The 20,369-nt window shown below is 37.1% G+C and carries 19 protein-coding genes and 1 pseudogene; 17 read left to right on the top strand and 3 right to left on the bottom strand.

Features of this window, described 5'->3' with window-relative positions:
* Positions 1 to 78: 78 nt before the first annotated feature.
* The gene (locus Bccel_RS19505; protein ID WP_036936279.1) at positions 79 to 729 is read right to left on the bottom strand and encodes an HAD family hydrolase; all 651 of its coding nucleotides are present in this window, start codon (positions 727 to 729) and stop codon (positions 79 to 81) included.
* Between the two features lie 245 nt (positions 730 to 974).
* Here Bccel_RS19505 and hisZ point away from each other — a divergent pair, with 245 nt between their 5' ends.
* From hisZ to groL, 12 genes and pseudogenes are all read left to right on the top strand, one after another.
* Positions 975 to 2,234, top strand: a complete 1,260-nt coding sequence (gene hisZ, locus Bccel_RS19500) for an ATP phosphoribosyltransferase regulatory subunit (RefSeq protein ID WP_036936281.1) — start codon at positions 975 to 977, stop codon at positions 2,232 to 2,234.
* Positions 2,235 to 2,393: 159 nt separating this feature from the next.
* Positions 2,394 to 3,034 (top strand): annotated as a pseudogene (hisG, locus tag Bccel_RS29125) (ATP phosphoribosyltransferase).
* 5 nt (positions 3,035 to 3,039) lie between these two features.
* Positions 3,040 to 4,341: a histidinol dehydrogenase gene (gene hisD / locus Bccel_RS19485; RefSeq protein WP_036936286.1), complete on the top strand. Its 1,302-nt coding sequence runs from the start codon at positions 3,040 to 3,042 to the stop codon at positions 4,339 to 4,341.
* Positions 4,342 to 4,346: 5 nt separating this feature from the next.
* A complete protein-coding gene (hisC, locus tag Bccel_RS19480) occupies positions 4,347 to 5,405 on the top strand; it encodes a histidinol-phosphate transaminase (protein WP_036936288.1) in 1,059 nt (352 codons plus the stop codon).
* A gap of 148 nt (positions 5,406 to 5,553) precedes the next feature.
* Positions 5,554 to 6,141, top strand: a complete 588-nt coding sequence (gene hisB, locus Bccel_RS19475) for an imidazoleglycerol-phosphate dehydratase HisB (RefSeq protein WP_081926732.1) — start codon at positions 5,554 to 5,556, stop codon at positions 6,139 to 6,141.
* Between the two features lie 70 nt (positions 6,142 to 6,211).
* On the top strand, positions 6,212 to 7,096 hold the full coding sequence (locus tag Bccel_RS19470) for a phosphoribosylaminoimidazolesuccinocarboxamide synthase (RefSeq protein ID WP_036936293.1): 885 nt from the start codon (positions 6,212 to 6,214) through the stop codon (positions 7,094 to 7,096).
* Between the two features lie 12 nt (positions 7,097 to 7,108).
* Entirely contained in the window at positions 7,109 to 7,717 is a 609-nt protein-coding gene (gene hisH / locus Bccel_RS19465; RefSeq protein ID WP_036936296.1) for an imidazole glycerol phosphate synthase subunit HisH, read from the top strand.
* Positions 7,718 to 7,771: 54 nt separating this feature from the next.
* Entirely contained in the window at positions 7,772 to 8,485 is a 714-nt protein-coding gene (hisA, locus tag Bccel_RS19460; RefSeq protein WP_036936298.1) for a 1-(5-phosphoribosyl)-5-[(5-phosphoribosylamino)methylideneamino]imidazole-4-carboxamide isomerase, read from the top strand.
* A gap of 29 nt (positions 8,486 to 8,514) precedes the next feature.
* Positions 8,515 to 9,279 carry an imidazole glycerol phosphate synthase subunit HisF gene (gene hisF, locus Bccel_RS19455; protein ID WP_036936301.1) on the top strand — a complete coding sequence of 255 codons (765 nt, stop codon included), beginning with the start codon at positions 8,515 to 8,517 and terminating at the stop codon, positions 9,277 to 9,279.
* A gap of 61 nt (positions 9,280 to 9,340) precedes the next feature.
* A complete protein-coding gene (gene hisIE, locus Bccel_RS19450; protein WP_036936303.1) occupies positions 9,341 to 9,991 on the top strand; it encodes a bifunctional phosphoribosyl-AMP cyclohydrolase/phosphoribosyl-ATP diphosphatase HisIE in 651 nt (216 codons plus the stop codon).
* 368 nt (positions 9,992 to 10,359) lie between these two features.
* Entirely contained in the window at positions 10,360 to 10,644 is a 285-nt protein-coding gene (gene groES / locus Bccel_RS19445; RefSeq protein WP_036936305.1) for a co-chaperone GroES, read from the top strand.
* Positions 10,645 to 10,696: 52 nt separating this feature from the next.
* Entirely contained in the window at positions 10,697 to 12,328 is a 1,632-nt protein-coding gene (gene groL / locus Bccel_RS19440) for a chaperonin GroEL (protein ID WP_036936308.1), read from the top strand.
* A 217-nt stretch (positions 12,329 to 12,545) separates the two neighbouring features.
* Here the strand turns inward: groL and Bccel_RS19435 are convergent, their stop codons facing one another.
* Complete coding sequence (locus Bccel_RS19435) at positions 12,546 to 13,241, bottom strand: MBL fold metallo-hydrolase (protein ID WP_036936310.1); 696 nt, start codon at positions 13,239 to 13,241, stop codon at positions 12,546 to 12,548.
* 166 nt (positions 13,242 to 13,407) lie between these two features.
* Here Bccel_RS19435 and Bccel_RS19430 point away from each other — a divergent pair, with 166 nt between their 5' ends.
* The 5 genes from Bccel_RS19430 to Bccel_RS19410 all read left to right on the top strand — a co-directional run bounded on the left by Bccel_RS19430 (position 13,408) and on the right by Bccel_RS19410 (position 19,070).
* On the top strand, positions 13,408 to 13,899 hold the full coding sequence (locus Bccel_RS19430; RefSeq protein WP_036936313.1) for a hypothetical protein: 492 nt from the start codon (positions 13,408 to 13,410) through the stop codon (positions 13,897 to 13,899).
* A gap of 139 nt (positions 13,900 to 14,038) precedes the next feature.
* On the top strand, positions 14,039 to 15,811 hold the full coding sequence (locus tag Bccel_RS19425; RefSeq protein ID WP_036936316.1) for a glycosyl hydrolase family 18 protein: 1,773 nt from the start codon (positions 14,039 to 14,041) through the stop codon (positions 15,809 to 15,811).
* A 262-nt stretch (positions 15,812 to 16,073) separates the two neighbouring features.
* Positions 16,074 to 16,658, top strand: a complete 585-nt coding sequence (locus tag Bccel_RS19420) for an RNA polymerase sigma factor (RefSeq protein ID WP_036936319.1) — start codon at positions 16,074 to 16,076, stop codon at positions 16,656 to 16,658.
* A complete protein-coding gene (locus tag Bccel_RS19415; RefSeq protein WP_036936321.1) occupies positions 16,651 to 17,940 on the top strand; it encodes a hypothetical protein in 1,290 nt (429 codons plus the stop codon). Before Bccel_RS19420 ends, Bccel_RS19415 begins: the two co-directional genes overlap by 8 nt.
* A gap of 128 nt (positions 17,941 to 18,068) precedes the next feature.
* Positions 18,069 to 19,070, top strand: coding sequence for a polyprenyl synthetase family protein (locus Bccel_RS19410; RefSeq protein ID WP_050753649.1), 1,002 nt, complete (start codon positions 18,069 to 18,071; stop codon positions 19,068 to 19,070).
* 45 nt (positions 19,071 to 19,115) lie between these two features.
* On the opposite strand, the gene Bccel_RS19405 is transcribed toward Bccel_RS19410, so the two are convergent.
* Positions 19,116 to 20,180, bottom strand: coding sequence for a tetraprenyl-beta-curcumene synthase family protein (locus tag Bccel_RS19405; RefSeq protein WP_036936327.1), 1,065 nt, complete (start codon positions 20,178 to 20,180; stop codon positions 19,116 to 19,118).
* Positions 20,181 to 20,369 lie beyond the last annotated feature (189 nt).

Raw genomic sequence — 20,369 nt, 5'->3', positions numbered from 1 at the left:
CCCGTATAATTTCGCTTTCTAAGTTAACTTAACTTGTAAGCACACGTTCAAAATGGTAAGTAATACCTCAATCAGGTCTTAACAAATTTGACTTAGTTTCATAGGATGATTAATTATCAGCTTGGCACCGCTTTTTAACAGCTCATCTTTTTTTCTGAATCCCCATGTCACACCCACTGCATACATACCTGCATTGTTTGCTGTGTACATATCAACAGATGTGTCACCTAGATACAAAAAGTCCTGTGGATTGACGCCCATAATTGATGCTATTTCCAAGGCACTGGCAGGATCAGGCTTAATAGGTATTGGCTTGCGCTCTCCGAATATAACATCAAATTGCCACTTATCCAGTAGTTTATCAGCTATTTTTTGTGTGAAAGAATGGGGTTTATTTGATAATATTGATAGCTTATATCCTTTTGAAGTAAGATAATTCAGTAGTTCGGGAATGCCTTCATAGAGAACAGTATTATCAGCCCAATGTTTTTCATAATGCTCCTTCATTTGAGCAACAATGCAGTTTATGGTTTCCTCATTCTGCAAATGCTCAGGAAGAGCTTTTTTTGCAAGGTTGTATACACCTTCGCCTACAAGGTACTTGTATTCTTCTATCGCATAAACAGGAAGACCGTTTTTTTGCATAGCATAATTCATGGATTGTGAAATGTCTTTTATGGTATCAAGTAATGTACCATCCAGGTCAAAAAGTACTGCCTTATAACTCATGAATAATTCTCCTTTTTGGTTTTATATAACATATTGATTCTATAAGGTATTTGATTTTACTTAGCATTTCAAAATATACATTATTTCAAGTATTTATTGTAAGCTTATTTTAGCATTTTGATGAATAAAATAAAAGAAAAAATTGGTTTTTTCATATTGACAAATGAGTCTTTACAGATTATAATTTCAGTAATTCGTTAATTTAGTGCTTTAGCGAATTAAAGTGTTAAAGTGAGGGCGATGATATGAGTAAATGGAAAATTTACACTCCGGAAGGGGTCCAGGATATACTTTTTAATGAGTGTTATCTTAAAAGAAATCTAGAAGTAAAGCTTAGAAGCATATTTAGAAGTTCCGGATACCAGGAGATAGAAACTCCTACATTTGAATTCTATGATGTGTTTTCAGAAGATTCTGACATGACTCCGCAGGAAAATATGTTTAAGTTTTTTGACCAGCAGGGAAGGATTCTTGTACTAAGGCCTGAAATGACAATACCTGTTGCAAGGATATCGGCTACAAAGTGCAAGGATATTTCGGTGCCTGTAAGGTATTCATACATAGGCAATACATTCAATTATAACGAACTTGGCGGCGGAAAGCAGAAGGAGTTTACCCAGGCGGGTATTGAGATGGTGGGTGTTAATACCCCTGAAGCAGATGCAGAGGTTATTGCAACAGCTATAACTGCCGTAAAGGCTATGGGGCTTGAAAGCTTCCAGATAGATATAGGCCAGGTGGAGTTTTTTAAAGGACTGATGGAAGAAGCCGGGATAGCCGATAATGACATTGAGCAAATGCGAGTACTTATTGATAGAAAGGATTTTCTTGGTGTAGAAGAACTGGTTAAGGGACAGGATATCAAAGAAGATCTTAAAGAACTTATTTTCAGTCTGCCAAGATTGTTTGGATCAATTGATGTAATTGAAAAGGTTGAGAAGATTACATTAAACAAGAGGTCTTTAAATGCACTGAATAATTTGAGAAAGGTTCTTCAAATTCTTGATGACTATGGTTACAGTAAATATGTTTCTGTTGATCTGGGAATGGTAAGAAGCCTTAATTACTATACAGGTATTATATTCAGGGGATTTACTTACGGAGCAGGGTTTCCTATATTAAGCGGTGGAAGGTATGACAGCCTGGTTGGTAAATTTGGAAAAAGTACACCTGCAATAGGTTTTTCTCTTGGAGTAAACATGATTATGATAGCTCTTGACAGGCAGAAGATAGATACTGAGAAGCCTAAGATTGACACATTGGTATGCTACATGAATGAAGGAAGAAAGGCAGCGTTTAAAGTGGCTCAAGAATTGAGAAGGCAAGGCCTTGCTGTTGAAATCGATGTGGCATGCCAGGGTGTAGAACAGCTGAAAGGTTATGCTGCAAGCAAGAAAATTGGCGGCATTATTTTGATTAAGGATGATGAAAACATAGAAATTCATAATTTAGAGACTGGAGAAGCTTCAAAGGTTACATTTGCGGAGCTGATAAGGCATGATTGAGTCATTACTGAGGAATGCCTTAGAAATAACTTCGTATTCTCGAGAACAAAATCCCGACGGTTTAACGGGGTTTTGGGCGATGAGAATCGGATGTTATTTCTTAGCCATTACAAGCAGCGATAATTGATTAAAAAGATAGAGTGAAGGGATGGTTTTATTATGAGGTACTTGACTATAGCCCTTTCAAAAGGGAGGCTTACCGAGTTATCCATTGAACTTTTTGAAAAGATAGGGATTGATTGTTCAGAGCTCAAAGGCTCTTCAAGGAAGCTTATTTTATGTGATGAAAAAAACAAGATAAAATTTTCCTTGCAAAACCAAGTGATGTTCCTACATATGTTGAATACGGAGCAGCAGATTTAGGTATAGTAGGTAAGGATACTCTTATGGAGGAAGGACGACATCTATATGAGGTTTTAAATCTTGGGTTTGCAGCTTGTAAAATGGCTGTAGCCGGACCTGCAGAGCTGCAGGGGAAATTGGATGAGCTAAACAATAAGAGGGTTGCAACAAAATATCCTAGAATTGCAAGGGACTACTTTGAACATAAACGCAAGGAATCCATTGAGGTAATAAAGCTAAACGGATCTGTTGAATTAGCACCATTGGTAGGGCTTGCCGAAGTTATAGTAGACCTGGTGGAAAGCGGCAGGACTCTAAAGGAGAACGGTCTGGTTGTGTTGGATACCATAGCGGATATTAGTGCCAGAATGGTTGTAAACAGGGTAAGCATGAAGATGGAAAGCGAAAGAATAAACAGCATAATTGATGGAATAAGTAACCAGCTTGAAAAGAGGTGAGGGCTTTGATAAGAATTATTGACTCCAGAAAAGAAGATGATAAGGATTTATTGAAAAAACTTTTGGATAGAAGCCAATTGGACGAAAGTGTTGTGCTGCAGCGAGTTGAAGAAATCGTATCAAATGTTAGAAATAAGGGAAATGCTGCGGTTTTTGAATATACAAAAATGTTTGACAAGGTTTATTTAACAGCTGAAAACATGAGGGTAACCAAAGAGGAACTGGATGATGCCTACAATAACGTGGATAATGAGCTTATAGAGGTTATCAGAAGGGCTAAAGCCAACATTGAGGAGTATCATGTAAAGCAGAAGGAGAAATCCTGGTTTTCCACAGAAAAGGACGGAGTGATACTGGGACAGATATTAAGACCGTTGGAAATTGTGGGAGTTTATGTACCTGGAGGGACTGCTCCGCTGCCCTCATCGGTTTTAATGAATGTGATACCTGCAAAGGTTGCTGGAGTAGAAAAGATAGTAATGGCGACTCCTCCCGGCAAGGATGGGAAAATCAATCCTGTTATATTGGTTGCTGCAAATGAAGCAGGTGCAGATGAGATATACAAAATGGGGGGGGCTCAGGCCATAGCTGCTCTGGCTTTTGGTACTGAGAGTATTCCAAAGGTTGACAAGGTTACCGGGCCAGGCAATATATATGTAAATACCGCTAAGAGGCTGGTATACGGTTACTGTGACATTGATATGTTTGCAGGACCCAGTGAAATAATGGTTGTTGCAGATAAAACTGCCAATGCCAAATTTGTTGCTGCAGACCTTTTGTCACAAGCAGAACATGACGTGCTTTCCGCCTCGGTTTTGGTTACTGACTCGGAAAAGCTTGCTTATGAAGTGAAAAACGAGGTTGAAAGGCAGACAGCCTACCTTGGCAGAAAAGAAATAATTAATAAATCAATTGACGATTATGGTGCCATTGTTATAGTAAATGATATGGAGAAAGCAATTGAATTGGTTAACCAAATAGCTCCCGAGCATCTGGAACTATGCGTGGAAGAACCCTTTGGAATGGTTGGGGAGATAAAGAACGCAGGTGCAATTTTCCTTGGGAACTATGCTTCCGAACCCCTTGGAGACTATTTTGCAGGGCCTAACCATGTTTTGCCTACAAGCGGCACGGCAAGGTTTTTCTCACCTCTTAATGTAGGTGAATTTATTAAGAAGACCAGCCTTATATCATATTCGAGAAAGGCTCTCTCCAACGTTAAGGATGATGTGATACTTTTTGCAGAGTCGGAAGGTCTGTCGGCACACGCCAATGCAATACGTGTCAGATTTGAAAAGGGGGAGTGATTTGAATGAGTAAATTTTGGAGCAAGGCTGCTAAAAACCTGGTTCCTTATGTGCCGGGAGAACAGCCCAAGGATAAAAAATATATAAAGCTTAATACCAATGAGAGCCCGTATCCCCCATCACCAAGGGTGATAAAAGCCATAAAGAATGCGACAAACAGTGACTTGAGGCTGTATCCTGATCCGGAATTTCATGAATTAAGGGAAACGGTGGCTAAATATTATGGACTTACAAAGGAGGAAGTATATGCAGGCAACGGTTCAGACGAGCTTTTAGCCTTTGCATTCCAAGCTTTCTTTGATCCGGGTAAAAAGATACTTTTTCCTGATATAACCTATTCTTTTTATCCTGTTTATTGCAGACTATACAATTTAGACTATGAAACCGTACCCTTAGATGATGAATTCAATGTACCGGTTAATGAATTCCTAAGAGAAAACGGTGGGATAATAATATCCAATCCCAAAGCACCAACGGCGAAATATATGGGTATTGATGAGATAAAAACTATTATCCAGTATAACAAAGACAATGTAGTTATAATAGATGAAGCATATATTGACTTTGGCGGTGAGTCGGTGGTCAAATTGATAAAGGAATATAAAAATCTTCTTGTCATTCAGACCATGTCCAAATCAAGATGCCTTGCAGGCTTAAGGCTTGGGCTTGTTATGGGAAGCAGTGAGCTTATTGACGGCATAATTCGAATAAAGAATTCATTCAACTCATATCCAGTTGACCGCCTTGCTTTAGCGGGGGCAGTAGAGGCCATAAGGGATGAGGAGTATTTTAAAGAAACAGTTGCGAAGATTATAAATACCAGAGAGTGGGTTGCCTTAAGGCTCAAGGAAATGGGATTTGAGGTTTTGGATTCAAGGGCCAATTTTCTATTTATAAGCCACAGTAAAATGAATGCAGAAGTGATATTTAATCACTTAAGGGAAAACGGTATCCTTGTAAGATTCTTTAAAAAACCCAGGATTGACAATTATCTAAGGGTCAGCATAGGTACCGACAGCGATATGGAAGAGTTTATAAAAGTATTAGAAATGTTAATTTTATAAAAATGTTATAGTATTATTATTATTTAATCTGTTATAATAAATTGGGCCAATATAGTAAAAATCAATTAAGTGTTTTAGTAGTAGAATCAGAAGTAAATATTTCAATTAATTTGGAAGGCCTTAATACAGCTATATGAGGTGGTTACGGGTGGATAGAAAGGCACAGGTTAGCAGAAAGACATTTGAGACTGATATTTCATTGAGCATTAATATTGACGGTAAAGGTGAAGGAAAGATAGAAACCGGGATAGGTTTTTTTGACCATATGCTTACTCTATTTACCAAACACGGGCTTTTTGATATGGACTTAAAGGCAATGGGTGACTTGCATGTTGATTGTCATCACACCATTGAGGATGTAGGTATAGTATTGGGACAGGCAATATCCAAGGCTTTGGGGGATAAAAAGTCAATAAAGCGTTACGGAATGTCTTATGTTCCAATGGATGAGGCATTGGCTATGGTGGTATTAGACCTTGGAGGAAGGCCGTACCTGGTCTTTGATGCTGAATTTGGTTCTGAAAGAGTTGGAAATATGGATACTGAAATGGTGGAGGAATTTTTCAGAGCAGTGTCGGTAAATGCGGGAATGAATCTGCATGTGAAAATGTTATACGGCTCCAATTCCCACCATATTATTGAGGCTATCTTTAAGGCTTTCGGCAGGGCATTGGATGAAGCTGCCAGGATTGACAATAGAATTGAAGGTGTAATGTCAACAAAAGGCACAATATAAACTACTTTTCATAATGAAAAAGTATGAGTAACATATATAGGGATTTAAAGATTTAAGGAGGAAAATAGAAATGTTAATTAATGATACTGATTTTATAAAACGCCCGCTGCATATTAAGGGCAAGGTTAGAAATGTGTATGATCTCGGAGATAAGCTGCTTATAGTTGTGACAGATAGAATTTCAGCTTTTGACGTTGTTTTTCCAAACCTTATTCCTAATAAGGGAAAGGTTTTAAACAGCATATCGGAGTTTTGGTTCGATTATACAAAGGATGTAATAGACAACCATGTTATTACCACTGATGTAAGCCAATATCCTGATGAATTTTCCCAGTTTACGAATGAGCTTCAGGGAAGATCAATGCTTGTTAAAAAGATAAAAATGGTTGAAGCTGAATGTATAGTAAGAGGCTACCTTGAGGGATCAGGGCTCAAAGATTACCAGAAGACAGGGACAATATGCGGACTTAAACTGCCGGCAGGCTTAAAGCAGGCAGAAAAGCTTCCTGAGCCAATATTTACACCATCAACCAAAGCTGCTGAGGGGCATGATGAGAATGTGAGCTTCCAGGTTCTTGAGAATACCATAGGAAGTGAGCTTGCAAATAAGCTTAAGGACATAAGTTTGGCACTTTATCTAAAAGCAAGTCAACATGCGGAAAGCAGAGGATTAATCCTTGCAGATACAAAATTTGAGTTTGGAATATTAGATGGCAAGCTTGTTATAGGCGATGAAATGTTTACACCTGATTCATCAAGATTCTGGGCTATGGATGAATATGAGCCTGGAAGACCTCAGAAGAGCTTTGATAAGCAATACCTGAGAGAATATCTTGAGGCATCAAACTGGAACAAGCAGCCTCCAGCTCCAATGCTTCCTGAAGATGTTGTTAAAAAGACTGAAGCAAAGTATATTGAGGCATATGAACGTATTACCGGCAAGAAGCTTGTTTAGGAGTGATATTCTTTGATCGCGATAATTGATTATGGTGTAGGAAATTTAAGAAGTGTTGAAAAAGCTTTTGCCTATATAGGATGTGAAGCTATAATATCATCAGACCCTGAATTTGTATTAAAGGCCGATGGAGTCATTCTGCCTGGAGTAGGTGCATACTCCGATGCCATGGATAATCTTAAAAAGGCAGGAATGGTTGATGTGGTAAAAAGTGTTATTGCTGATAACAGACCATTTTTGGGTATTTGTCTTGGTATGCAGCTTCTTTTTGATCACAGCGAAGAAGGTGGAAATGTACCTGGCTTGGGTGTATTCAAAGGCACCATTAAACAGCTTCCATTGGATATGAACCTTAAAGTTCCGCATATGGGTTGGAATTCTCTCACAATTTCCAGGGACTGTCCGTTGTTCAAGGGTTTGCCCGATAATCCGTACGTTTACTTTGTGCATTCATATTATCTGGATGCAGAAAATAAAGATATAGTAAAAGCAGCAACAAATTATGGAATTGAGTTTGATGTTGCAGTTGGAAGCGGTAATGTTTTTGCAACCCAGTTTCATCCTGAAAAAAGCGGTGAAGTTGGTTTGACAATTTTAAAAAATTTCAAGGAACTATTATAATGAAATGTGGTTATCCACTTTTTAATCAGATATTAAAGTTCGGGAGGAATCCAAATGAAAATTTATCCGGCTATTGATGTTAAAGACGGAAGATGTGTAAGACTGGTGCAGGGAAAATTCAGTGATGTAACGGTGTATGCAGATGACCCTGTAGATATGGCGTTAAGATGGGAGAAACTTGGAGCTGAATACCTCCATGTGGTTGATTTGGACGGTGCCAGGGTTGGTGAACCTGTAAATACTGCGGTCATTAGCAAAATGGCAGTTAATCTGGGTATTCCGGTGCAATTGGGTGGAGGAATCCGTTCAATAGAAATGATTGAGATTCTTCTTTGTAAAGGCATACAGCGAGTTATTCTCGGGACATCTGCAGTTAATGATCAGGAGCTCGTTAAAAAAGCAGTTGATACATTTGATAATAATCTTGTAATAGGAATTGACGCAAAAAATGGGTTTGTTGCTATAGAAGGATGGGCCAAGACCAGCAGCTTTACTGCAATCGAATTTGCAAAAAAGATGGAAGAGCTTGGAGCTAAAACAATAATTTATACTGATATAGACACTGATGGAATGTTGTCCGGTCCTAACCTTAAAGCGATGGAAGACATGGTTAAGGCAGTGAACATAGAAATTATTGCTTCCGGTGGGGTTAGCAGTATTGAGGACATAAAGAACCTCAAAAATGTTGGCGTTTCAGGAGCAATTATAGGTAAAGCGTTGTATACTGGAAATATTGATTTGGCTGAGGCAATAAAAGTTGCCAAATAAATTGCCAAATAAAAAGAGGTTGTTTAATTATGCTGACAAAAAGGATTATACCCTGTCTTGATGTTCATGCAGGGAGAGTTGTAAAAGGTGTTAATTTTGTTAATATAAAGGATGCCGGTGATCCCGTTGAAATTGCTGCCGTATATGATAAGGCAGGGGCAGACGAGCTTACTTTTCTGGACATAACTGCTTCAAGTGATGCAAGAAGTATCATTCTTGATGTAGTTAGGAGGGTTGCTGAGCAGGTGTTTATTCCTTTTACTGTAGGTGGAGGAATAAGATCGGTGGATGATTTCAAGGAGATTCTCCGTGCAGGTGCAGATAAGATATCTGTAAACTCTGCGGCCTTAAAAAGGCCGGACCTCATATCTGAGGCTGCATGGCGGTTTGGAAGCCAATGCGTTGTTGTAGCTATTGATGCCAAGAAAAATTCTGAAAGAAACAGCTGGGATGTATACCTTAACGGCGGCAGGGTAAATACCGGTAAGGATGCAATAGAGTGGGCCGTCGAGGCTGAAAAGCTTGGAGCGGGCGAAATACTTCTTACCAGCATGGATTGCGACGGTACAAAGGCAGGATATGATATAGAACTTACAAGAAAAATATCTGAAAATGTAAAAATTCCTGTTATTGCTTCCGGTGGTGCAGGTACTATGGAGCACTTTTATGAGGCTTTGACGGATGGCAAGGCTGATGCAGTATTGGCTGCATCCTTGTTCCATTTCAGGGAAATGGAAATTTGCGATCTGAAGAGCTATCTAAGGGAAAAAGGTATTGAAGTAAGGCATGAATAAAAAAATACTTACGCTTTCTAAAATCAGTACCAATAATAAATGATTTAAGGGGTCAGATAATATGGATTATTTAGCAACAAACTTAAAGTTTGACAGTAATGGTCTTATTCCTGTAATAACACAGGATTATAAGACAAATGAGGTCTTAATGCTTGCTTACATGAATAAGGAAGCCTATGAGAAAACAATTGAGACCAAGAAGGTTCATTATTGGAGCAGAAGCAGAAGCAAGCTGTGGTTAAAAGGTGAAACATCCGGCCACTACCAGTATGTCAAGTCAATATGTGTTGATTGTGATAATGATACATTGCTTATTAAGGTTGAGCAGGTTGATGCTGCATGTCATACAGGGCACTACACATGTTTTTACAGGGATGTAAATGCTGATGGAAGTGTAAAAGAGAATGCTGAGGAAGTAAAGCCAGTTGGTGACAAATCTGCCATTCTACAAGAAGTATATAATGTGATTGCCGACAGAAGGATAAATCCGAAAGAAGGCTCTTACACAAACTATCTCTTTGATAAAGGTATAGATAAGATACTTAAGAAGGTTGGGGAAGAATGTGCTGAGGTAATAATTGCTTCAAAGAATAAAGCTGCCAGCGAAATAAGATATGAAATTGCCGATCTTATCTATCATTTATTTGTTCTGATGGTGGAGAGGGATGTGAAGCCGGAAGATATTTATGATGAATTAAAGGGAAGACGTTAGTATCTTAATGTTCATAATCAAATTATATATTAACACTTTTAATATAAAAAGAATGTCTCAATGAATTTAGTGAGGCATTTTTTATGTATGTACCATAATATCTCATGACAAGCCTGAACCTCTATAAGGAATTTTTTACATAACCTAATTAATTGCTTTCTGGATTTTAAAAATACATGTAATATCGAGATATTTGGTAAAATATAATGTATTGCAAATATAAATTTAAATAAATCATGATAATTGGTTGAATTTGAACTTATTTCCCGAATGAAATATTTGCTTATAAATTGGATATTATATAATATAATATTAGCACTCAATGATGGTGAGTGCTAATAAAATAAAAGCAAGGAGGTTATACCTTTATGAGAATAAAACCTTTAGGTGAAAGAGTAGTTATTAAGATGTTGGAAAGTGAAGAAACAACAAAAAGCGGAATAGTTTTACCAGGAAGTGCCAAGGAAAAACCACAGGTTGCAGAAATTGTTGCTGTAGGACCTGGTGCTATTGTTGAAGGTAAGGAAATTAAAATGGAAGTTAAGGTTGGAGACAAAGTACTTATAAGCAAGTATGCTGGAACTGAAGTTAAATTCGACGGTCAGGAATATACAATATTAAAGCAGAGCGACATATTAGCTGTTGTTGAATAACCTGATAAACTTCATATAATTTAATCAAGATTCAAAAAAGGAGGCTATACTAATGGCGAAAGATATCAAATTTGGTGAAGAAGCTAGACGTGCGTTAGAAAGCGGCGTTAATCAGCTTGCTGATACAGTAAAGATTACACTTGGTCCAAAAGGAAGAAATGTAGTTCTTGATAAGAAATTCGGTGCACCTCTTATTACTAATGACGGTGTTACAATTGCTAAAGAGATCGAATTGGAAGATAGATTCGAAAACATGGGAGCACAGCTTGTTAAAGAAGTAGCAACAAAGACAAACGATGTTGCCGGTGACGGAACAACTACAGCTACATTGCTTGCTCAGGCTATCATCAGAGAAGGACTTAAGAACGTTGCAGCTGGTGCAAACCCTATGATCCTTAAGAAGGGTATTTCTAAAGCAGTTGAAGCTGCTGTTGAAGGAATCATACAAAACAGCCAGAAGATCAAAGGTAAGGAAGATATCGCAAGGGTTGCTTCCATATCAGCTAATGACGATGTAATTGGTACTCTTATTGCAGATGCAATGGAAAAGGTTACTAATGACGGAGTTATAACAGTTGAAGAATCAAAAACAATGGGAACTAACCTCGAAGTTGTTGAAGGTATGCAGTTTGACAGAGGTTATGTATCACCATACATGGTAACTGATACAGAAAAAATGGAAGCTGTATTGGATGATCCGTATTTACTCATTACTGACAAGAAAATAAGCAATATCCAGGATGTATTACCTCTCTTAGAGCAGATAGTACAGCAGGGTAAAAAGCTTGTTATTATAGCTGAAGATGTTGAAGGCGAAGCTCTTGCAACATTATTGGTAAACAAATTAAGAGGAACATTTACTTGCGTTGCTGTTAAAGCACCAGGTTTTGGTGACAGAAGAAAGGCTATGCTTCAGGATATAGCTATACTCACAGGTGCAGAAGTTATAACTGAAGATTTGGGCCTTGATATAAAAGAAACAACTATTTCACAGTTAGGTAGAGCAAGACAGATTAAGATTCAGAAGGAAAATACTATTATCGTTGATGGTGCAGGAAGTCAGGAAGATATTAAAAAGAGGGTTGCTTCAATAAAAGCACAAATCGAAGAAACTACTTCTGACTTTGACAGAGAAAAACTCCAGGAAAGACTTGCCAAATTGGCTGGTGGAGTTGCTGTTATCCAGGTTGGTGCTGCAACTGAAACCGAAATGAAGGAAAAGAAATTAAGAATAGAAGATGCACTTGCTGCAACTAAGGCAGCTGTTGAAGAAGGTATTGTTGCTGGTGGCGGTACTGCACTCATCAACGCTATTCCAAATGTAGCTAAGCTTCTCGATGGAAGCATAGGCGATGAAAAGACAGGTATACAGATCATATTGAGATCACTCGAAGAGCCTGTAAGACAAATCGCTGCTAATGCAGGACTTGAAGGTTCTGTTATCGTTGATAAAATTAAGAGCAGTAATACAGGTATCGGTTTTGATGCACTCAATGAAAAGTATGTTAATATGATTGAATCTGGTATAGTTGACCCAGCGAAGGTTACAAGATCTGCATTGCAAAATGCTGCTTCTGTAGCATCAATGGTTCTTACAACTGAAAGCATTGTTGCAGATAAGCCTGAAAAGGAAGCTCCAATGCCAGGTGGAGGAATGCCAGGCGGAATGGGCGGAATGTATTAATAAGTAATTCTATAATCATTACTTAAGGAATGCCTTAGAAATAACTTCATATTCTCAAGGACAAAATCCCGGCGATTTAACGGGGTTTTGGACGATGAGAATTGGATGTTATTTCTTAGCCATTACTTAATAAAGCTCTTCCTGAAAATTTTATAATTAGGGGCTGCTGCAAAATACTGTTTTGCTGCAACCCCTAATTAAATGTATGGGTATAACCTTAAACAAGATTAAACCCGAGTTTTATCACCATTTCAGGATCCAAATAGCCGTCCTGATGCATGCAATATACCTTGCTTCTTAATTCATTAGGTATCATATCTTTAAGCTTATTTATAGATAAATGGGCGTTTTTATCATAGTCAATGCCGCATGTATCCTGATACATCATATCCAGATTACCGTCTTTTAAAAGTGCTAATACATCACCCGGGATATTATTGGCGTCACCGCTGTAATATATTTTTTTATTATCCGTTTCCATTATAAAACCGAATGCGGGTATGGTTTCAACATGTGGAACCTTTATAAAACCAAGCTTTATTTTACCAAGACAGATATCATCTATGGTTAAATTCATATCGCTTATAAGGCTGCACATCTCATCTTTTACTCCAATTGCTTTAAAATAACTTTTCATGAGCTCTTTATCCGGGAAATATACTGTAGGCTTAATTTGATTATAGTAATATGGGTAAAAAATGACTTCTCCCAGGCTTCCGCAGTGGTCAGGATGGGTGTGGGTTATGACTATATGAAGGCTTTTTAGCCCGTTAAAAAGATTAAGTTCCTGGAGTTTGTGAAAAACTGTACCTCCGGCATCAATTAGAAGCATGCTGTCGTTTTTCCTTATATAGCAGCTATTGTTACCAAGCTTTGTGTTAAATGCACTGCCTTTTCCTATAAAATTTAGCATTATACTCACCTCGAATTAATTTTACGATCTAATTTTGTTCTTTTCAAGGGAAATTGATTTCCCTAGATATAAAAAATAATTAATAATTTCACTTCACATAACAGAAAAATAGGTTTAAAATATATTGATAGCACTTACAAAATACAGAAAACTGGGGAGAATATAAATGGATATATTTATAGAGAAGCTCATTAGAAAAAAAAGGACAACGAGAGATTACCTTATTGTTGCAACAGTTATTTATTTAGCTTTAGGAGCAAATTTTATAGCTATAATGGTACCTTTGTTAAGGGGAATTACACTTTTGTTTTCGGGCATTTGTATATATTTTGTTGTTAGGCGTACCTACATTGAGTATGAGTACTCGCTTACGAACAATGAGCTGGATATTGACATCATTGTAGCTAAAAAGAACAGAAGAAGGTTATTTACTGCAAATTGTAAGGAATTTGAAATGTTTGGAAGGATAGACCACGATAAATACAATGAGGTTAAAACAATAGAAAAAAAGATTATGGCAATAACTTCTAAAGACTCAAAGAATGTTTATTTTGTAGTTCTTCAGTTTGAAGGTACACGGACTTTGTTGTTATTTGAACCTGATGAAAGAATGGTTGAACATATCACAAACTGTATTCCAAGAAAAGTGTTTAAGTAATAAATTTGTAACCAATTCTTAATGATTTATTCAAATACACCATGTATAATTTGTCATATGGTGTATTTTTATGTCTGAAAAATTATCTTGATAAACCACTTGTATAATATTCCAATATGCTGATTGGGGGAAATGTATTTTGAATAAAAGGTTAAAAATTATTTCTATAGTTACAATAATGATGTCGATTATTGCAATTATGGCCATTTCTGTTTATATTGTTTATTTTGCACCGAATAACACTATTGTACAGGCATTTGATGAGGGAAAATTAAATCTTGTCATTGGAGACAAGATAATTGATGATGGAAGACCTGTTATTAAGAATCAGGAGATTCTTCTGCCTCTCGATATTATTAAAGAACATGTAGATCCATATATATATTTGGATGAAAAATTGAAAAAGGTTATTGTTACCACCAATGATAAAGTAATACGGATGAATTTAAACAGTCCTGAAGCTCTTATTAATAACAAACCAGTCAATCTTAAGAACCCAGCAATTGAAGAAAATAAGGTGGTATATGTTCCATTGTACTTTCTTGATGACTTTTATAGCATTAAGGTTAACTACTTAAAGGATAAAAATGTAATTATAATTGACAGAAAAGGGACAAGTATTAAGGCGGCAGAACCGGTTAGCGAGAAGGCGGTTATAAGAAAGGGAGAATCGATTAAATTTCCCATATACAAAAAGTTTGATATGCAGGAAGAGCTGCAAAATAAAATGACGGTATTTGGTGACAGCGGGGAATGGCTTAAGGTAAGGTCTCAGGATGGTATAATAGGCTTTATTCAAAAGAAGTACGTTAAGGTAACAAATCAACAGTTAGATGCAGCTAAAGATACTGATAAGGCCAAAGATACAGATAGTGCTAGAGGATTATGGAAGCCCCAGCATGGAAAGATAAATTTGGTATGGGATGCCATTTATAAAACCAATACAAAAGGTTGGGTTGATGAAGACAGGATCCAGGGCCTTGATGTTGTTTCACCTACATGGTTTGAAGTCAAGGACGGAAAAGGTACCATGGTTAACAGGGCTAGTTTACCGTATGTTGAATGGGCACACAAGAATAACTACAAGGTTTGGGCACATTTAAGCAATAACCTTGGAGGCCCAAACAATACCGGTGTATTTCTTAATAATACAGATGCCAGAGAAATTGTAATAAATAAAGTATTGGAATATTCAGCACAGTATAGGTTGGATGGAATAAACATTGACTTTGAGGATATTAATCTTAGGGACAAAGATGTACTAACTCAATTTGTAAGGGAGCTTAGTCCATTGCTAAAGGAGAAAGGGCTTGTTGTGTCAATGGATATTACACCGGTAAGCAATAATGAGAATTGGTCATTATGCTATGATAGAAAGGTGCTGGGAGAAACTGTAGATTATATAATGCTTATGGCATATGACCAGCACTGGGCTGAATCTCCTGAGGCCGGCTCGGTGGCTCAGCAGAGTTGGGTTGAAAACAGTGTAAAAAGAACCCTTGATTTTATACCCAAAGAAAAATTGTTATTGGGCCTTCCCTATTATACAAGGGTTTGGGTAACTGAGAGCGGCAAAAGATTAAGAAGTGTTGCCACATCAATGGGATATGCAAAAAGCCTGATTAAGGAAAATAATGCACAAGTAAGATGGGATGAGGAAAGCGGCCAATTCTATGCCGAATATAATAAGGATAACGGAAGTAACAATAAAATATGGCTGGAAAATGAGGAGTCCATTAATCTTAAATCCTCTCTTGTCCACAAGTACGGTCTTGCTGGTGTGGCGGGCTGGAGAAAAAACTTTGAAGTTTCAGAGGTTTGGAATGTGTTAAATAAGAATCTTAAGGTGCTGGATAGTTATGAGGCATGGCAGTCACAAAACAAAGAGAAAAAGTATGTATATAAGGATTAGTATAAAAAAAGGTTCATTTAATGTGAACCTTTTTTCTTTTATTATCCCCTATGTAATAGGAGCATTATTTTACCGGTAGAATATTACTTAGCCATTACTATATTAAAAGTGCTATTAATCTTACATTTGGCGGAGCAAATAACGAACGGTTGAACGGGATTTGCGACAGACAAATGCAAAAGATTTATCACTTTTTATAAATGAAAAGGATTGTTCATTTTTCATATGGCTTAATCCATAAAGGGGAAGAAGGGATAAATGCATGGACGAGATTGGGCTGGTTATAAAATGTCAGCAGGGGGATATGGAGGCTTATGAAGCGCTTTTTGGCAGTTATTTTAATAAGGCTGTCAGATATGCCTTTTTAATCACAGGGCGTAATGATTTAGCGGAAGATATAGTCCAGGAAGCTCTTATTGAATGCTATAAGGATATAAAGTCGCTTAAAAGCCCTGAAAAATTTAAGTCCTGGTTTTACAGGATTTTAGTTAGAACAAGCTGGCGTGTTAAGTCGAAAGAAAAAGGAAAGGTATCTATTGAGGAATTTGATGGCTGTGACTATAAGAGTATAAATGAGAATCTGAATGATGATTTCGAAAGGCTTGTAGAGAGAAGAGAATCTTCCAGGCTTATAAAAGATGCACTTCATAAATTAAGCTTACCCCTTAGGACTACTGTTGTGCTGCATTATTATAATGACTTGTCCATAAAGGAGATAGCCCAGGTGCTTAAGTGTTTTCAAGGCACAGTAAAATCAAGGCTTCATAATGCGAGGAAGATTCTCCATAAGGAGCTTGTGAAAGAAGGATATGTTTGCGATGGAAAGGAGTGTGGTACTAATGCATGATAAAGAAAAATTTGATGATATAATCCGTGGTTTGTTGGAAGAAGAAGCACAGAATATTGAACCCCGGGAGGAAATAATCAGTGATGTGGGTGAGAAAATAAAAAATATAAAGCAGGCGTCACGACTTAAGAGTGCAGCAAAAAATGTATTTCCAATGAAGCTAAATATTAGGGGATATATGGCTGCGGCTTTGTTGCTTTTTGTTATAGCTCCGGGTCTTACTCTTGTATTCTCAGAAGAAGCCAGAGTGGCAGCTGCACATGGTATTGACGCTGTTAAAAGCTGGATTTATGTAATGAATAAAACAGAGGATGGATATAAGCCTGTAAAAGTGGAAGTAAATAATGATGTTAGTGAAATGGATATAGCATATGACTATACAGGTATGACTGATGAAGAGCTTACAAGAGAGGCTGGGTTTAATATCCATGTACCGTCGGAGCTATTTGGAGGCTATAAGTGTTTTCAGAAGAACAAAGGTGTTAGAAAATCAGACAATGCTACTGTACGTTTGACTGCTATTTATTACAATAAAAACAATACTATTGGTTTAAGCGTTTCAAAGGATAATTATATTGATTTCCTCGAAAATAAAAAGGTTATTGATATTAAGGGCACCAAGTTCTACTGGGTACAAGGGAATGTTAACGGTATATATCCAAATCATGACATGCAGCAAAAGCCTGTGGGCATAAAAATTATTCATATACTTGCATGGGAGTATGAAGGAGCCTTTTATGAGCTTCACAGTACTGATGAAGATATTACCTATGATGTAGCTCAAAAAATGGCGGAGCATTTTATAAACAATATTACAAAGACGTATGACGTAAACAATGATGCCGGTGTTATCAGGTCTCAGTCCTATCTTCCTAAAAGTACAACAAAGGCTGAGATAGAAAATATGCTAGGATTTAAAGTCAAAATTCCCGAAAGCTTACCGGGCAGCTTCATAATAACTTTAAAAATGGTTGGAATGGACCCCATGAACAAGAGCTGTAATATGTTTCGAGGAGAGTATGATAATGGTGATAAAACATTGAACCTAATAATAACCGAAGGAAATTGGCCTGTTATGGAATATGACAGAATCAGAGATATTAAAGATGACTCAAGAATTGTAGTTGTTGAAGGTGTAGAATGCCATTGGAGCTATAGTGATGACGCACACTTCTTAGGCTGGATGGATAACGGTGTATATTACTGTATCAGCTATGAGAGGGGCGATTTTAAATCAATTGACGAAGCGGTTGCAATAGCAAAATCTATTATTAAGTCATGAAATATAAATAACTAAGCAATAAAAACAATTCCTTTTGGATTATATTGTATTAATCTACGGTATTTGGACAAAATAATAAGACTAAAAACAGTTAGTGCAAAACATATAGTGCAAAAGGAGAAATGGTATTGGAAATTATAAAGGAGCAGTTTGAAGTTAGGCAATATAATGGCAAGCTGGACTTTAAGGACATTCCGGAATTGAAGCTGGTTGAAGCAGAACTGATGAAGGCTGTATCAGACACCAATGGTACTGTTAGGGATATGTGCATACACATTTTAGACGCAGGAGGAAAAAGGATAAGACCGCTGCTGGTAATTTACAGCGGTCTTATCTTTGGAGAAAATACACCTGAGCTTTTGCAAACTGCAGTAGCAGCAGAGTTAATTCACATGGCATCTCTTATTCATGATGATATTGTGGATAATTCAGTACTACGGAGGAGCAGACCATCCATAAACAGCATATGGGGTAACAACTTTGCAGTATTAGGCGGCGACTATTTGTTTGCAAAAGCTTTCGGAATTCTTTCTTCAAAGAACTTGAACTGCGGGATGGAGTATATGGTTGAGGCCATACAGAGCATGTGTGGGGGTGAGATTGTTCAGGCTGAGGATAGATTTAATTGCGATTGCAGCCTGGAAGAATATTATGAAAAAATAGCCTGCAAAACTGCAATTCTGTTGAAATGTTGCTGCCAAGCTGGAGCAGCGGCTCAAAACGCCGCACAGGAAGAGATAGAGCTTATAGGGGAATATGGATTAAATCTGGGTCTTGCGTTTCAAATTACAGACGACATTCTCGATTTATGCGGCTCAAGTGAATTAACGGGAAAGCCAAAAAGAGAGGATTTAAGGCAGGGTATTATATCAATGCCCATCATATACTTACTGGGGAATAAGGCTAACCACCATTGGGTAAAAAACGTTATTGAGGAAAGAAAGTTTGATGATGATACCATATCAAAAATATGTTCCGTAATTGCTAAAACTGGAATAATGGAAAAATGCTATGACAGAGTCAGAATTCATATAGAAAAGGCTCAAAAAAGTCTGGATAATCTTCCAGATTCTTATCATAAAGAAATTTTGTACAGGCTGGCGGATATGGTTTATGCCAGAATGAATTAAATGTCTCACGATAATAATTAATGTTAAAAATCACTTCGTGATTTTTTAAAGAGCACCTGAAAGCCTTAGCATTTTACAAACTTTATGATAAAAGTTAGTGTTATCTCTCCCGAAATTTTTAAGGATGGATTTGCTCGTAAACCTGTTAAAACCTTTATATGCTTTCGGATCGGACAAATACATTGCCAAAAGACCTTTTATTATAGTTGTATGAAATTTGGGGTATTTGAGGTTTGTGCAAGCATCAAAGGAGCTCTCTATGAAAAATATAAGCCTTTTCTCACATTCCTTTTGGTTGGTATAATAGCTTGTAAAATTTAATTCATTGGTTTCAATATCCTCAGCATAATCTATATAGTAGTCAAGAAGTATGTGCAGTCCGTTTATCCATGGGAAATATGCCATATCATTATTTCTTACTTCTTCCTCTGTAAGGTTTGGGTCCCATGCTGAAGCAAAATGAAGGAAAATATTAAGTGTCGAGCCTGTCGCAGCGGAGAATTCCCATGTACTGATCCCTTTATAGCCGCGAAGGTACTCTTTAGACCATGATATAAGTTTCTTTTCCCGTACATCTGTTGCCAGGTGTTTAAGGGACTGAAGATCTGAGTACAATTCAACCTGTTTTATAATAGGCTCTTTTATAAGGTTATAGGATGGAAGTTTGGCTATCTGTTTTCTGCATTGGTTAACTAATGCAGAAAGGTAGCCGTTATCTTCCTTGAAGGGATAAAATCTATAATAATCTGTATTTGTTTCGTCTAAAGTAACGGCATCCCTCATGGAATAATGAAGCTGACGAAAAGCTTGTTCGTCATATATTCCTGCACTGTCGCACAGGTTATCAAGATAGTCGCTTATCGTCTGGAAGCTTACTATGAATTTTACAGTATCATCCATTGAGGCCTTTGGGTACATTGCATATACGGATCCACCCTGAGCGTGGAATTTTTTTTTCTTAATGCTTCTTAGTGCAAGGTCGGAAAGTATTTTATCTTTTGAACTGATGCATAGTCCGGATATTTTGTAAAGCTCCCTGTTTACAAGGGGGAAAACCTTACAAACATAACGTGTTATGAGCTTTGTACCGCTTATGTAATTTTGATCCAATTAACATGTCCCTCCCAAGTAAGATTTATATTGCTTTTAATTGCATATGTAGCTTGAAAAATTCATTTTAAATAGGTATAGTATTATTATTGGTTATAGGAGACAATATTAAAACAAAATTATGAAATAATTTTGTTCAACCTTGATTGTTGTCATTAGAAATTGTGGTGTAGAGTATACACCATAATT

Source organism: Pseudobacteroides cellulosolvens ATCC 35603 = DSM 2933 (genome assembly GCF_001262605.1).
Taxonomy (GTDB): Bacteria; Bacillota; Clostridia; order Acetivibrionales; family DSM-2933; genus Pseudobacteroides; species Pseudobacteroides cellulosolvens.
This window is presented reverse-complemented; position numbering and strand designations above follow the sequence as displayed.